Here is a 12,590-nt window from a genome sequence, read left to right as displayed (position 1 = left end):
TGCGAAGTCTGTTCCCCTGGGGCTCCGGGGAACAGGGCCTGCCTCTAGATCCGTTGAACCTGCAGACGGAGATGGCTGACTTCCCGCACGGCGTCGTTGGACGGGCCGCGGATGGAGGCCGCGCCGGTCAGCGGGGCGACAGGAGCGGTGACGTTCGTGCCGGTAAGGGCTGCGGGTGCGCTCTGGACCGGCAGCACGACCGGGGTCGAGTGCTCGGAGGGTCCGTGGCAGGAGCTGCTCATGCCCCGGTCCTCGGGGGAATCGGCCACCACGATCCGCGCGAGCGCCTGGTGCGTGGGTGTGATGGTCCGGGCGACGGTCGCCGACCGGGCGTCGGAGGCGTGCGCGGCCGGGGCTGTGATCGAACAGCACGAGACCATGGCGAAGAGCACGAACAGCCAGCCGGACACGGCCGACGCGCAGGCGCCCCGCGTTCGTCGGCGTGTCCCTTCGCTCGGCCCGGTCATCCCGCCATCGTACGCGGTGCGTGAAGTTTCAAGGAGGGGTCGAGGGGGTGGTTGCCGGGCGAATACCCCTCGCGCGATCGCCCGTGCGAGGGGGGAATCCGGGGTGTGCGGCAGCAGCAGGCCGATGGCTTCCGCCCCCGTGCGATCATGCGTCCATGCCGTACCTGGTGCCGCCCCACCTTCCCCCGGGGCGCCTCGCGGACTCCGCCCAACCGACTCTGGCCGTCGCCGACGACCTGCTTCTGCGGCCGTGGCGGCCGGAGGATGCCCCGGCGGTCGTCGCAGCCTTCTCCGATCCGGCGATCCAGCACTGGCATCTGCGCCGGGCCGACAGTGAGGACGAGGCGCGCGAGTGGATCGAGCAGTGGCAGCACGCCTGGTACAGCGAGACCGCGGCCCATTGGGCCGTCGTACGCCCCGGGGGAGCGGGCGACGGGACCGGGGAAGTGCTCGGCCGGGTCTCGCTGCGTTCCCTGGTACCGGAGACCGGACTGGCGGAATGTGCCTACTGGGTGTTGCCGGCCGCCCGAGGACGGGGCGTGGCGCCCCGGGCCGTCTCGGTGCTCGCACGCTGGGCCTTCGACGAGATCGGGTTCGAGCGGCTCGAACTCGTGCACTCCGTGCTGAACGAGGCGTCCTGCCGGGTGGCGGCCAAGACGGGCTTCGCGCTGGAGGGCACCCGGCGCCACTCCCATCTGCACGCCGACGGCTGGCACGACATGCATCTGCACGCCAGGCTCCGTGGGGACGGGGCGACCGGCCGACCGTGACGGATGCGGTGCCGGCCGTTCGCGTCGTCCCCGCGGGGCCGCGCTGCCCGGTCCCGCTCGACATCCACCTCGGTGAGCCGCGCGCACCGCTCGGTTCCGTCCACGGCCGTACCCGCCGGCCGGATCATCGCCCACGAGGGCCGGCCGGTCCGAGGCACACCGGACCGGTCAGCCGCGGTCGAGCGCGCGGTCGGTGAGGGAGCCCGCGCAGCCGGTGTACCGGGCCGGGTCGGTCAGTTCGCCCAGGTCGAGACCGGCGAGTTCGGGCTCCTCGTCGAGCACGTCGGCGAGCACGTCGGCCAGGTCGGTGGTCTCCGCGCGGGCCCGGTCGGCGGCGCCGAGCAGGACTTCCTTGGCACGCTTGCGGCCGATCCGCTCGGCGAACACGGCGGCCAGCCGCTCCGAGACGATCAGCCCGTCGGTGAGCTGGAGGTTCTCCCGCATGGCGTACGGGACGACGCGCAGCGTGCCGGTGAGTCCGGCGGCGCGGTGCGCGGCCCCGCCGACCAGCCGCAGCAGTTCGCGCAGCGGCTCCCACTCGGCGTGCCAGGCCCCGGCGGGCCGCTCGTCCTCGGCGGCGAGCGAGCCGTACAGCGTCGCCGCCAGTCCGGGGGCACGACGGGCGGCTGCCGCGATCAGCGTGGCGTGCACCGGATGGGCCCCGTGCGTCATGGCGGACGGATCACCGCCCTGCCCCTCGGTGACCTCGCCGATCTCGGTACGGGACAGATTGAGCACATCGGCCGCCATCTTCCCGAGCGCACCTGCCGTGAACGCGAGCGCCCCCGCCAGATCGGCGATCGGGGTGCGCAATGAGTGCCACGGCAACAGAGGTTCGGCGAGACCGAGTTCACCCGCGTACGCCTGGACCAGAGGCAGTCCCGGGGCGATCCCGTCGACGTCCTCGGTGGGCGCGTACGCCTCGAAGGCGGCCAATGTGCCCGCCATGCCGCCGAGTTGTACGGGGAGCGACTCCCGAACGGCCGAGAGCCGGTCCCTCGCGTCGAGGACCAGCGACCGCCACCCCGCCGCCTTGAGCCCGAAGGTGGTCGGTACGGCGTGCTGGGTGAGCGTCCGGCCGGCCATCGGGGTGTTGCGGTGCGCGGTGGCGAGCCGCGCCACCGCGTCCGCGGTCCGTGCCAGGTCGTCGAGGAGTGGGGCCAGGGTCCGCGCGGCGACGAGCATCGCTGCCGTGTCGAGGATGTCCTGGCTGGTCGCGCCCCGGTGCACATAGGGCCGGACGTCCGGCTCCACCGCGGCGGCGAGGGCCATGGCCACCGGGACGACCGGATCGCCGCCCGCGCGGGCGCGCAGCGCCAGGTCCCGTACGTCGAAGCGGCTCACGTCGGCCGCCGCCGAGGTCACCGCGGGCCCCGCCTCCGCGGGGGCGAGTCCGCATGCGGCCTGGGCGCGGGTGAGCGCAGCCTCGGCGTCGAGCATCGCCTGCAGAAGGGCACTGTCGCCGGTGGCCGTCTCGGCGGGGGTGCCGGCCCGCCCGGGGGCGAGCAGTCCGGCGTCGCTCTCGTACATCGGCTGAACTCCAGGGGACCCGGGGCCGCTCGGCCCTAGCCTTCGCTGCCGGTCCGGTGGATGCCGAACACCGCACCCTGCGGGTCGCGGACGACCGCGATCCGCGGCCCGTCGGGGATGTCCTTCGGCGGCATCAGCAGTTCGCCACCGGCCCCCTGGGCCGTGGCGGCCGTCGTGTCGACATCGGTCACGGCGAAGTACGGCAGCCAGTTCGGCGGCGCCTCCGGAGGGAACCTGTCGTCCATGATCAGCATCCCGCCGAAGTCCTCACCGGCCACGCCCCACTGCGTGTACTGATCGGACGCGGTGTTCACCGTCCACCCGAAGACCGCGGGATAGAAAGCGAGCGCCGGGTCGGCCTCACGGGTGACGAGTTCCACCCAGCCGAGTGCGCCCGGGTCGTTCAGCCGCTCGGCACCGGCGAAGGCACGCTTCTGCCACAGCGAGAACACCGCGCCGGACGGATCGGCGACGACCGCGAACCTGCCCTGGTCGAACACGTCCATCGGGCCGACGAGCAGCGAGCCGCCCGCCGACGTCACCCGCTCGACCGTGGCGTCCGTGTCCTCGGTGGCGAACGAGACCGTCCAGGCGGGCGGCCGGCCCGGCTGGTAGATCGGGCTGAGCGCGGCCACCCGCGCGTCACCGAGGCGCGCCATGGTGTAGCCGCCGGCCTCCTTCCGCGGATCGGTCTCGGAGCGCCAGCCGAACAGGGCCGCGTAGAACGACTTCGCGGCCGGGATGTCGGAGGTGCTCAGCTCGATCCAGCAGGGGCCGCCGGTTACCGGTTCGGTGAGCTTCATTCGGGTTCCTCCGTGATGGCGTCGGTGCATGCAATGCGTACGCGTGCGCGAACTTGCCTATCCGTGCGCAGTCGAACGCTATGACCTCGTGCCGGAAGCGGCCATCGGGGAAAGATGTTTTACGGGTGTAATACCTGCTAAAGTGTTTGGGTGAGTGAGGCAACTACCTGGTCCCGGCAGCCCGCCGTCCGCAGACTCCCGCTGGCAGCCCCGCTGCGTCTCGCCCGGCCCTCGGACATGTGGTTCAAACCGGCACTGAGCGTGGTCATCGCCACCGCCGTACCGGATCTGCTGCTCTTCGCCGTCGACCGGCTCGACCTCGTGATGTACACGATGGCCGGTTCGCTCTGCGCGCTGTACGGCCACAACCTGCCGTACGCCCGCCGCGCCAGGGCCGTCGCGGGAGTCGTCCTCGCCATGGTCATCGGCATGGCGATATCCCTGGTCACGGCCTCTCTCACCGGGTCGACCGCCGTGCTGATCGCGGTCGGGGCCCTGCTCGCGGCCGGGCAGAAGACGCTCTGCGACGCCACCCGCATCGGACCGCCCGGACCGGTGATCTTCACCTTCGTCACCTCCGCCGCGCTCTTCGCCCCACAGCGTCTCGGTGAGGTGCCCGGCCATCTCGCACTGACCCTGGCCGCCGGCGTGATCGCCTGGCTGGTCACGGCCGGCCCCGCACTCCTGCGCAGGGAAGGCCCGGAGCGACGGGCGACGGCCCGCGCCCTCGACGCCGCCGCGGCATACCTCGCCGACCCCGGTCACCGCACCCGGCACGCCGCGGCCGCCGCCGTGCACGGGGCCTGGCAGACCCTGCTCGCCGCCGGACGCCCCACGCCCGCACGCCGGGCTCTCGAACGCCTCGTGGTCCGTGCCGAAGCCGCCCTCGCCTCGGTCACCCCCGGCGCTTCCCCGCTCGTCCCCGCTCCCGACCCCGACCGGCTCCGCGCCTGGGCCCGGCAGACCCGCGCCCGCGGCCCCGTCCCCACCCCGCCGGCCGCCCCCGGTACGTCCGAGGAACTGTTCGGCATCGATGCCGAACGGGCCGCCCGGCACAGTGGAAGCCGCCGCGACGCCCGCCGCGCCCTGCTCCGCAGCCTCGCCCCGGGCTCCCCGCTGCTGCCCATCGGCGCCCGCGCACTCATCGGCTGCGCCCTGGCCGGATACGTCTCCCAGGCGGTCGGCGTCGGCCGCCCCTACTGGGCGATCGTCACCGCCGCCTCCCTGTACCAGGCGAACGTGACACTGTCCTGGAACCGGGCCCTCCAGCGCACCCTCGGCAATCTGCTCGGCGTCCTCGTCTTCGCTGCCGTCCTCCCGGTCAGCCGCACCGGACCGCTGGCCCTCATCGGCTGCTGCCTGTTCTTCGGATTCGCGGCCGAGGCCCTGATCACCCGCAACTACTGGCTCGGCTCCGTCGCCGTCACCCCGATGGCGCTGCTGGTCCTGGAATTCGGCGGCACCCACCCGGCGGGTGAACTCATCGGCGACCGGGTCCTGGACACCGTCATCGGCGCCGGGGCGGGCATCCTCGCCGCCATGCTGGTGACCAACCGCCGGGCCGCAGGGCGCCTGGAGAAGGCCCTGGCCGCCACCGACCTGGCCCGTGCCCACGCCGTACAGACGCTGGCCGCCCCCCGGCCCACGCCCGCCGCACTCGACGCCGCCCACCGCCGGCTGACCGGTTCGCTCGTCGAACTGCGCGAGGCGGACGACACCGCGGCGGGCGAATGGTGGCAGCGCGCCCTGCCCCAGGAGCAGGTCCTCGCCGCCGAGCAGGCCGGACACCGTACGCTCGCCGCTACAGCAACACGGCGGGGGTCGATGGCCCGCGCCCCGGAGAACGGAGCGGTGTGACCGACGACATCGTCGCCTCGGTGGTACGGCAGTGGCAGGCCGTCAACCCGGAGCTGGACACCGGACCGATGGAACTCATCGGCCGCATCAACCGCTGCGCGGCCCTGCTCCAGCAGGCGGAGGACGCCCCGCTGCGCGCCGCGGGCCTGACCCGTGCCGAGTTCGACCTGCTCGGTGCCGTACGCCGCACCGACCGCGAACTCACCCCCGGCGAACTGGCCAGGGAGACCTTCTCGTCCGGCGCCGCGGTCACCAAGCGCCTGCGGGTCCTCCAGGAGCGGGGTCTGGTCGACCGCCGCAGCGACGACCGCGACCGCCGCGTCAACCACATCCGCCTCACCGAGCAGGGCCGCGAGCTGGTGGACATGCTGCTGCCCCGGCAGCTCGCGTACGAACGCACGGTGCTGTCCGGCCTCGACGAGCAGTCCCGTACTCGGCTCAGCGCCCAGCTCAGCGAGTTGCTGGTGCAGTTGGAGGGACGGATCGGCGGCGTCCGGCGCTGAACCGGGGCGGGTGTGCGGGGCCGTCCCGGCAGCGCGGGAAAAAATGCCGCGCGGACGCCGGTGCGCCGCTGCTAGCGTCCACCGCATGAAGCGCGCTGCCATGACGACGACGCCGGAGAGTGTCCCGGCGCGCTGACAGCTGTGCAGTGAGAAGCCCCGGGGCGAGTGCCCCGGGGCTTCGTCCTGCGGTCACCCGCCCGACGACCGCGAGGAGACCGCCATGCACGACCACCGCAAGCTCGGCCGCGAGCTGGGCCTGTTCGACACCGACCCGCTGATCGGCGCGGGACTGCCGTACTGGCTGCCCGACGGCGCTGCCGTGCGTCACACCCTGGAGGAGTACATCCGCACCGCCGAACAGCGGGCGGGCTACCGGCATGTGTACTCGCCGGTGCTCGGCAAACGGGAGCTGTACGAGATCTCCGGGCACTGGTCGCACTACAGCGACGACATGTTCCCGCCGATGGACCTGGGCGGGGAGCAGGTGGTGCTGCGGCCCAGCCTGTGTCCGCACCACGCGGTCGTCTACCGCTCCCGTTCGCACAGCTACCGTGAACTGCCGCTGCGTATGGCCGAGCTGGGCGGCATGTACCGCTCCGAACTCTCCGGAGTACTCGGCGGACTGACCCGGGTGCGTTCCATCCAGCTGAACGACGCGCACATCTTCTGCACCCCGGACCAGGTGGCCGAGGAGGCGCGGGCCGCGCTGGAGCTGATCGGCGGGGCGTACCGGGCGCTGGGCATCAGCGCGGCCCGCTACCGGCTCTCCCTCCCGGGCCCGGGCGGCAAGTACGTCGACGACCCCGGGATGTGGCAGCGGTCCACCGCTCTGCTGACCGAGGTCCTCGACCGCTCGGGAGTGGCCTACGAGGCGGCCGAGGGCGAGGCCGCGTTCTACGGCCCCAAGATCGATGTCCAGGTCGCCGACGGCGCGGGCCGGGAGTCCACCCTGTCCACCGTCCAGATCGACTTCCACCAGCCGGTCCGGTTCGCATTGCACTACATCGGTGCCGACGGAGCGAAACACCGGCCCGTCATGGTCCATCGCAGCATCATCGGCAGCGTGGAGCGGGCCGTCGCCCATCTGATCGAGGCGCACGGCGGGGCCCTCCCCGCCTGGCTCGCCCCCACTCAGCTGGCGATCCTCCCGGTCTCGGGCGCCGAACTGCCAAGGGCCGAGGCGTTCGCCCGGCAGTGCGCCGGCCTGGGGCTGCGGGCCGGGATCGCCGGACCGGAACGCGGCACCCTGAGCGCCCGCATCCGGGAAGCCCGCCTGGTGCCCGGCCAGGCGGTCATCGGGGCCAGGGAAGCGGCCGAGGGGCAGGTGGCCCTGCGCCTGCGCGACGGAACCCGGCTCGATCCGCGGCCCGCGGACGAGGTTCTCGCCCGGATCGCCGCGCTGGTGGACGCGCACAGCATCGAGTTCCGGGCGTAGGAGAGGCGAAAACGGCAGCGGACCGCCCGAGCACGGTGGTCCGCTGCCACCTCCCGATCGCAGGGACCGTTCAGGCCGTGCTCAACAGTGTGGCGGACAGGCTGAGTTCCCCGGCGCGCCGGGCGAGAGCCGCGTCGTCGCTGCGGTCTGCGGGTACCGAGGCCATCAGGGCGAGCCGGTCGCGCCGGCTCGAACCGGCAATGCATTGGCCGGTCACGTCGGATGGCGCCGCCTCCTCCGCAACCACCGTACGTGATCGGCGGGTTGGCCCGACCTGATGTCGTGACGGACTCGGACGCCGTCCCGCTCTCCGGTGCGGACGCCCCTTCGCCTCGTCGGATCGCGCCTGGTGTCACTCCCTGTGCGCGCGTGACGGCGGTGTGTGCAAAAACTCGTGAGTGTATTACCGCTGGAGCGCTCGCGCAGGGGGTTGGGTGAATATGCCGAAGCACTGATTCGATCTGACTAAGCTCACGCGCAGTGAAGTCGAGTTGATGTGAATTCGAGCGCTTGTTCCCGACTGCCCTGCAAGCGTGTATACCTCCCGAATCAACCGCCAGAGGTCCTAGATGGTTCGTGTTGAATCACCGCCGATCGACCGAGAAGCCTCCGTCGCTCGTGCCGTGTTGCTGCCCGTGCTCCTGATGGGTGGCGCCACCGCAGCCGCGGTGGCCATGGTTTCCGCGGCCGCCCGCATACCAGTCGTATGGTGCGGCGCCGTCGCCACCGTCGTGGTCGTCGCGCTGAGCGTCCAGCTCGCCCGCCGGGCGCGCGACCTGCGCAGCCAGCGCGCGGTGTACGAAAGGCGCTTCGCCGATCTGGAGCGGCGCATCGCCTCCCACGACGACGAGACCGTGCGGATCAGCAAGGAACTCCTGCCGGCCGCCATCCACCGGTTGCGCGTGGGGAATTCGCCCGAAGAGGTGCTCCGCGACGTCGTCGACGCGGACGAGCTGTACCGCGATCTCCCCGACGCCCAGCGCACCCTCGTCTACACGGTGCTGAACATCATCGACAACGAAGAGGCGATGCGTGACTCCGCGCAACGCGCCTTCGTCAACGTCGCCCGGCGCGTCCAGGCGATCGTCCACCGCCAGGCGAGCGAACTGCGCGAGATGGAGGAGCACCACGGGCGCAACCCCGACGTCTTCGACGACCTGCTCCGCATCGACCACGGCACCGCGCTGATCGGCCGCCTGGCCGACTCCATCGCGGTACTCGGCGGCGCCCGGCCCAGCCGCCAGTGGCCCAAGCCCGTACCGCTGTTCAGCGTGCTGCGCGGTGCCATGTCGCGGATCCTGGAATACCCCCGCGTCGATCTGCACTCGATCGCCAAGGTCGCCATCATCGGCACCGCCGTCGAGCCGCTCATCCACGCCTGCGCCGAACTGCTCGACAACGCCACCCGCTACTCGCCCCCGCAGACCCGGGTGCACGTCACCGCCGTCGAGGTGCAGACCGGCATCGCCATCGAGATCGAGGACGGCGGCGTCTCGCTCAGCGAGGAGGCCCGCTCGCGGGCCGAGAACATGCTCGCCAGGGCCCAGGCCGGCTCCAACATGAACGACCTCGGCGAGTCCCCACGCCTCGGCATGGCCGTCGTCGGCCGGCTCTCGCGGATGTACGACCTCCAGGTCTCGCTGCGGCAGTCCGCGTACGGCGGTGTCCGAGCCGTGCTCATCGTGCCCCGCGCCATGATCACCACCGGGCCCGCTCCCGGGATCGCGCACGGCATCGGCGCCACGTCGAGGCCCACCAGCGACATCGACCAGGAGGCCATGAAGCACGTCGTGCCGGCCCGCCGCAAGCCCCGTACCCCCGTGGCCCAGCGACCCGCCACCGGTCCGGTCGCACCCGTCACCCGGCCGGTCGTTCCCGCGACCGCCATGGAGGACGACGTCCCCGTGGTGACCGAGTGGACCGCGGGCGGGCTGCCGCAGCGCCGCAGTCGCGGCCGGGCGCCCCTGGGTTCGCACAACCTTCCGGCCCAGCCCGCCGACCCCACCGCAGGCCAGCGCAACGGCTACACCAACGGCCACACCAACGGTCATGGACCCGGCGGACCCGGCGGCAAGGAGCAGCCTCCCGGACTCTGGCTGGAGGCCTTCACCAACGCGGTCAACGGTGTGCCGCAGGACCCGAAGACCGACGAAGACTCTGACGATGCGTGGGACAAGGGAGACCTGAAGTGATCCAGCAGCGGGGAAACATGGACTGGATGCTCAAGGAACTGGCCGACGACGTACCGGACATTCACCAGATCGTGGTGCTCTCCGCCGACGGTCTGCGTATCGCCCGGCACGGCGGCGATCCCGATGTCGCCGACCGTCTCGCGGCGGCCTGCGCCGGGCTGCAGAGCCTGGCCGCCGCGGTCGCCTCCGAAATCCCCTACAGCGACGGCGTCATGCGACTGGTCGTCATCGAAGTCACCGGCGGCTTCTTCTACTTGATGGCCGCCGGAACGGGCGCGTACCTCGCGGTCCTCGCCGGCGAGACGGTCGACGCGGGGCTCGTCGGATCGCGGATGCGCGACATGGTCGTCAGGATCGGTGCCCATCTGACGAGTCCGCCCCGGCACGACGGGCAGGCCGGATGAACTCTCCCCGAAGAGAACGCCGAAAGGCCGATCCGGCACTGAGCGATCCGGAACGGCTGTATGTGATCACCGGCGATCCCGACGGCAGCGAGCGGGCACAGCTCGACCTGGTCACGATGATCGTCGCGCAGGCACAGCCGACGCCGACGGTCCAGCCCGAGCAGGCCGTGATCCTGCGGCTGTGCCAGGCGCCGTTATCCGTCGCCGAGATCTCGGCATACCTCGGTCTGCCCTTCAGCGTGGTGACCTCGCTCCTCACCGAACTCCTCGCTGCCGGGCTCATCGAATCGCGCGCGCCCCTCGTCCGCGCCACTCTCCCGGACAGGTCCCTTCTCGAAGCGGTGATGCATGGACTTCAGAAGCTCTGACACGATCACCGGCCCCCGGCGCGAGGACGTCCTTCCCACCACGGCGACAGCCGCGGTGAAGGTCGTGATCGTCGGCGGGTTCGGGGTCGGCAAGACGACCATGGTCGGTTCCGTCAGCGAGATCCGGCCGCTGACCACCGAGGAGACCATGACCCAGGCCGGTGTCGGCGTGGACGACAACTACGGGGTGGAGAGCAAGACCGCCACCACCGTCGCCATGGACTTCGGCCGGATCTCCATCAGCAAGGAGCTGATCCTCTATCTGTTCGGCACCCCGGGCCAGGAACGCTTCTGGTTCCTGTGGAACGGCCTGTTCGAAGGTGCCCTCGGCGCGGTGGTCCTCATCGACACCCGGCGTCTCGAAGTCAGCTTCGACGTCATCGGGAGACTGGAGGAGCGCGGCGTGCCGTTCGTCGTCGCCATCAACACCTTCCCCGGCGCCCCGAAACACCCCGTCGAGGCGCTGCGGAGCGCCCTGGACCTCCCCGAGGAGGTCCCGATGATCGACTGCGACGCCCGACTGCGCGGCTCCAGCCGCGACGTGCTGATGACCCTGATGCGCTATCTGCACAGTCTGGCCCTCCCGCTCGCCTGACCGCAGTACCAACCCCCCGCGCGCATCCCCATCAGTCCGGTACTTGGAAGCCTGATCCCTGGAGCGATCGTGACAACCCCATTCCACTACGAGCCCGGAGCGGCCCAGGGGCCGGTTCCGCCCCCCGAGTGCCCGGCCCACGGCCTCGGCATCGGCCCCGGCGGACTGCGCCGGTTCTACGGCCCGGAAGCCGAGCGGGACCCCCACGGGCTCTACGACAAGCTGCGAGCCGAACACGGCACCGTGGCCCCCGTGCTGCTCCACGGGGACGTGCCCGCCTGGCTGGTCCTCGGGCACAGCGAGAACCTGCACATGACCCGCACGCCCTCACAGTTCTCCCGCGACTCCCGGCGGTGGCGGGCCCTGCAGGACGGCAGCGTCGCCCCGGACCACCCGCTGGCCCCGATCTTCACCTGGCAGCCGATGTGTGCGTTCGCCGACGGCGCCACCCATGAACGCCTGCGCGGCGCTGTCACCGACAGCATGGGCCGGATCGACACCCGCGGCGTCCGCCGCCACGTCAACCGCTACAGCAACCGGCTCGTCAACGACTTCTGCCAGCAGGGCCGTGTCGACCTGGTCAGCCAGTTCGCCGAGCGGCTGCCGATGATGGTGATGTGCGCGATCATCGGCATGCCCGAGGAGTACAACGACCGGATGGTCCAGGCCGCCCGCGACATGACCCGGGGCACGGCGACCGCCGTCGCGAGCAACGCCTATGTGGTCGACGTGCTGTCCCGGCTCGTCCAGCGCCGCCGGCGCGAACCCGCGGACGACTTCGCCACCTGGCTCGTCGAGCATCCCGCCGGGCTGAACGACCAGGAGGTCAGCGAGCACCTCAGGCTGATCCTCATCGCCTCCTACGAGGCGACCGTCAACCTGATCGCCAATGTCCTGCGCATGGTGCTCACCGACCCGCGCTTCCGGGCCAGGCTCAGCGGCGGGCACATGACAGTGCCCGAGGCGGTCGAGCAGACGCTGTGGGACGAGCCGCCGTATACTGCGGTCTTCGGCCGATGGGCGGTGGGTGACACCGAGCTCGGGGGGAAGCAGATCAAGGCGGGCGACGCGTTGATCGTCGGCATCGCACCGGCCAACACCGACCCGGTGGTCCGACCCGATCTGACCGCCGACATGGCGGGCAACCGTGCCCACCTCGCGTTCAGCGGCGGCCCCCACGAATGCCCCGGCCAGGACATCGGACGCGCCATCGCGGACGTCGGTGTCGACGCCCTGCTGATGCGGCTGCCCGACCTCGAACTCGCCGTCGAGGAGAGCGAGCTGAGCTGGATCGGCAACATCATGAGCAGGCACCTGGTGGAGCTCCCGGCGGACTTCGCCGCGCGCGCCCCGCAGGACGACAAGGAACCGCCGTCCATGGGGAGGCCCAACCCGCCGCGCCAGGACTGGGAGGTGCAGGCGACGGTGCGGCACACCGCACCCACCCCCGGGCGTGCCCCGGCCGCCGCGCCCACGGGTGCGACGGCCACCGCTGTCGACGAGCCGGAGAGCGCGGCCTGCGCACCGTCCCCCGTCGGCCGGATCCCGCAGCAGCGCGGCGAGTCCGCGCCGGCACGGCTGTGGCGGGCCGTTTCGCGCTGGTGGGGCGGCAGCTGACCCGGCTCGGCGCGGAGTCGGGCCCGGCATCCGGCCCGGCGGTCATGGA

At 71.9% G+C, this 12,590-nt stretch carries 12 protein-coding genes; 9 read left to right on the top strand and 3 right to left on the bottom strand.

The genetic code is table 11. From position 1 onward, the window contains the following. Window positions 1–44: 44 nt before the first annotated feature. Window positions 45–467, bottom strand: a complete 423-nt coding sequence (locus ACWCQ6_RS19970; RefSeq protein ID WP_451090903.1) for a hypothetical protein — start codon at window positions 465–467, stop codon at window positions 45–47. A 155-nt stretch (window positions 468–622) separates the two neighbouring features. Here ACWCQ6_RS19970 and ACWCQ6_RS19965 point away from each other — a divergent pair, with 155 nt between their 5' ends. Continuing rightward, complete coding sequence (locus ACWCQ6_RS19965; protein ID WP_451090901.1) at window positions 623–1,237, top strand: GNAT family N-acetyltransferase; 615 nt, start codon at window positions 623–625, stop codon at window positions 1,235–1,237. A 168-nt stretch (window positions 1,238–1,405) separates the two neighbouring features. Here the strand turns inward: ACWCQ6_RS19965 and pcaB are convergent, their stop codons facing one another. Together pcaB and ACWCQ6_RS19955 are read right to left on the bottom strand one after the other, a co-directional pair. Then, window positions 1,406–2,767, bottom strand: a complete 1,362-nt coding sequence (pcaB, locus tag ACWCQ6_RS19960; protein WP_451090899.1) for a 3-carboxy-cis,cis-muconate cycloisomerase — start codon at window positions 2,765–2,767, stop codon at window positions 1,406–1,408. Between the two features lie 35 nt (window positions 2,768–2,802). Next, window positions 2,803–3,570 carry a VOC family protein gene (locus ACWCQ6_RS19955; RefSeq protein ID WP_451090897.1) on the bottom strand — a complete coding sequence of 256 codons (768 nt, stop codon included), beginning with the start codon at window positions 3,568–3,570 and terminating at the stop codon, window positions 2,803–2,805. A gap of 237 nt (window positions 3,571–3,807) precedes the next feature. Between ACWCQ6_RS19955 and ACWCQ6_RS19950 the strand changes: the two genes are divergently transcribed. The 8 genes from ACWCQ6_RS19950 to ACWCQ6_RS19915 all read left to right on the top strand — a co-directional run bounded on the left by ACWCQ6_RS19950 (window position 3,808) and on the right by ACWCQ6_RS19915 (window position 12,541). After that, the gene (locus ACWCQ6_RS19950) at window positions 3,808–5,427 is read left to right on the top strand and encodes an FUSC family protein (protein WP_451090934.1); all 1,620 of its coding nucleotides are present in this window, start codon (window positions 3,808–3,810) and stop codon (window positions 5,425–5,427) included. Continuing rightward, window positions 5,424–5,930 (top strand): MarR family winged helix-turn-helix transcriptional regulator, encoded by a 507-nt coding sequence (locus ACWCQ6_RS19945; protein ID WP_451090895.1) that lies wholly within the window; start codon window positions 5,424–5,426, stop codon window positions 5,928–5,930. Before ACWCQ6_RS19950 ends, ACWCQ6_RS19945 begins: the two co-directional genes overlap by 4 nt. 220 nt (window positions 5,931–6,150) lie before the next feature. Beyond that, on the top strand, window positions 6,151–7,365 hold the full coding sequence (thrS, locus tag ACWCQ6_RS19940) for a threonine--tRNA ligase (RefSeq protein WP_451090893.1): 1,215 nt from the start codon (window positions 6,151–6,153) through the stop codon (window positions 7,363–7,365). 569 nt (window positions 7,366–7,934) lie between these two features. Then, complete coding sequence (locus ACWCQ6_RS19935; RefSeq protein WP_451090891.1) at window positions 7,935–9,557, top strand: sensor histidine kinase; 1,623 nt, start codon at window positions 7,935–7,937, stop codon at window positions 9,555–9,557. Continuing rightward, window positions 9,554–9,961 (top strand): roadblock/LC7 domain-containing protein, encoded by a 408-nt coding sequence (locus ACWCQ6_RS19930; RefSeq protein ID WP_072485038.1) that lies wholly within the window; start codon window positions 9,554–9,556, stop codon window positions 9,959–9,961. Before ACWCQ6_RS19935 ends, ACWCQ6_RS19930 begins: the two co-directional genes overlap by 4 nt. Then, window positions 9,958–10,329: a DUF742 domain-containing protein gene (locus tag ACWCQ6_RS19925; RefSeq protein ID WP_451090889.1), complete on the top strand. Its 372-nt coding sequence runs from the start codon at window positions 9,958–9,960 to the stop codon at window positions 10,327–10,329. The genes ACWCQ6_RS19930 and ACWCQ6_RS19925 overlap by 4 nt, the downstream gene beginning before the upstream one ends. Continuing rightward, window positions 10,310–10,924 carry a GTP-binding protein gene (locus ACWCQ6_RS19920; RefSeq protein ID WP_451090887.1) on the top strand — a complete coding sequence of 205 codons (615 nt, stop codon included), beginning with the start codon at window positions 10,310–10,312 and terminating at the stop codon, window positions 10,922–10,924. The genes ACWCQ6_RS19925 and ACWCQ6_RS19920 overlap by 20 nt, the downstream gene beginning before the upstream one ends. Window positions 10,925–10,993: 69 nt before the next feature. Further along, the gene (locus ACWCQ6_RS19915; RefSeq protein WP_451090885.1) at window positions 10,994–12,541 is read left to right on the top strand and encodes a cytochrome P450; all 1,548 of its coding nucleotides are present in this window, start codon (window positions 10,994–10,996) and stop codon (window positions 12,539–12,541) included. The last annotated feature ends 49 nt before the right edge of the window (window positions 12,542–12,590 follow it).

Source organism: Streptomyces sp. NPDC001880, from assembly GCF_053594575.1.
The sequence above is the reverse complement of the archived record's forward strand: the minus strand, read 5'-3'. Positions and strand labels throughout refer to the sequence as shown.

What these genes read in the sequence shown, in the direction of transcription:
- ACWCQ6_RS19970 (WP_451090903.1), bottom strand. Translation starts at nt 467, where the DNA reads ATGACCGGGCCGAGCGAAGGGACACGCCGACGAACGCGGGGCGCCTGC.
- ACWCQ6_RS19965 (WP_451090901.1), top strand. Translation starts at nt 623, where the DNA reads ATGCCGTACCTGGTGCCGCCCCACCTTCCCCCGGGGCGCCTCGCGGAC.
- pcaB (WP_451090899.1), bottom strand. Translation starts at nt 2,767, where the DNA reads ATGTACGAGAGCGACGCCGGACTGCTCGCCCCCGGGCGGGCCGGCACC.
- ACWCQ6_RS19955 (WP_451090897.1), bottom strand. Translation starts at nt 3,570, where the DNA reads ATGAAGCTCACCGAACCGGTAACCGGCGGCCCCTGCTGGATCGAGCTG.
- ACWCQ6_RS19950 (WP_451090934.1), top strand. Translation starts at nt 3,808, where the DNA reads ATGTGGTTCAAACCGGCACTGAGCGTGGTCATCGCCACCGCCGTACCG.
- thrS (WP_451090893.1), top strand. Translation starts at nt 6,151, where the DNA reads ATGCACGACCACCGCAAGCTCGGCCGCGAGCTGGGCCTGTTCGACACC.
- ACWCQ6_RS19935 (WP_451090891.1), top strand. Translation starts at nt 7,935, where the DNA reads ATGGTTCGTGTTGAATCACCGCCGATCGACCGAGAAGCCTCCGTCGCT.
- ACWCQ6_RS19925 (WP_451090889.1), top strand. Translation starts at nt 9,958, where the DNA reads ATGAACTCTCCCCGAAGAGAACGCCGAAAGGCCGATCCGGCACTGAGC.
- ACWCQ6_RS19920 (WP_451090887.1), top strand. Translation starts at nt 10,310, where the DNA reads ATGGACTTCAGAAGCTCTGACACGATCACCGGCCCCCGGCGCGAGGAC.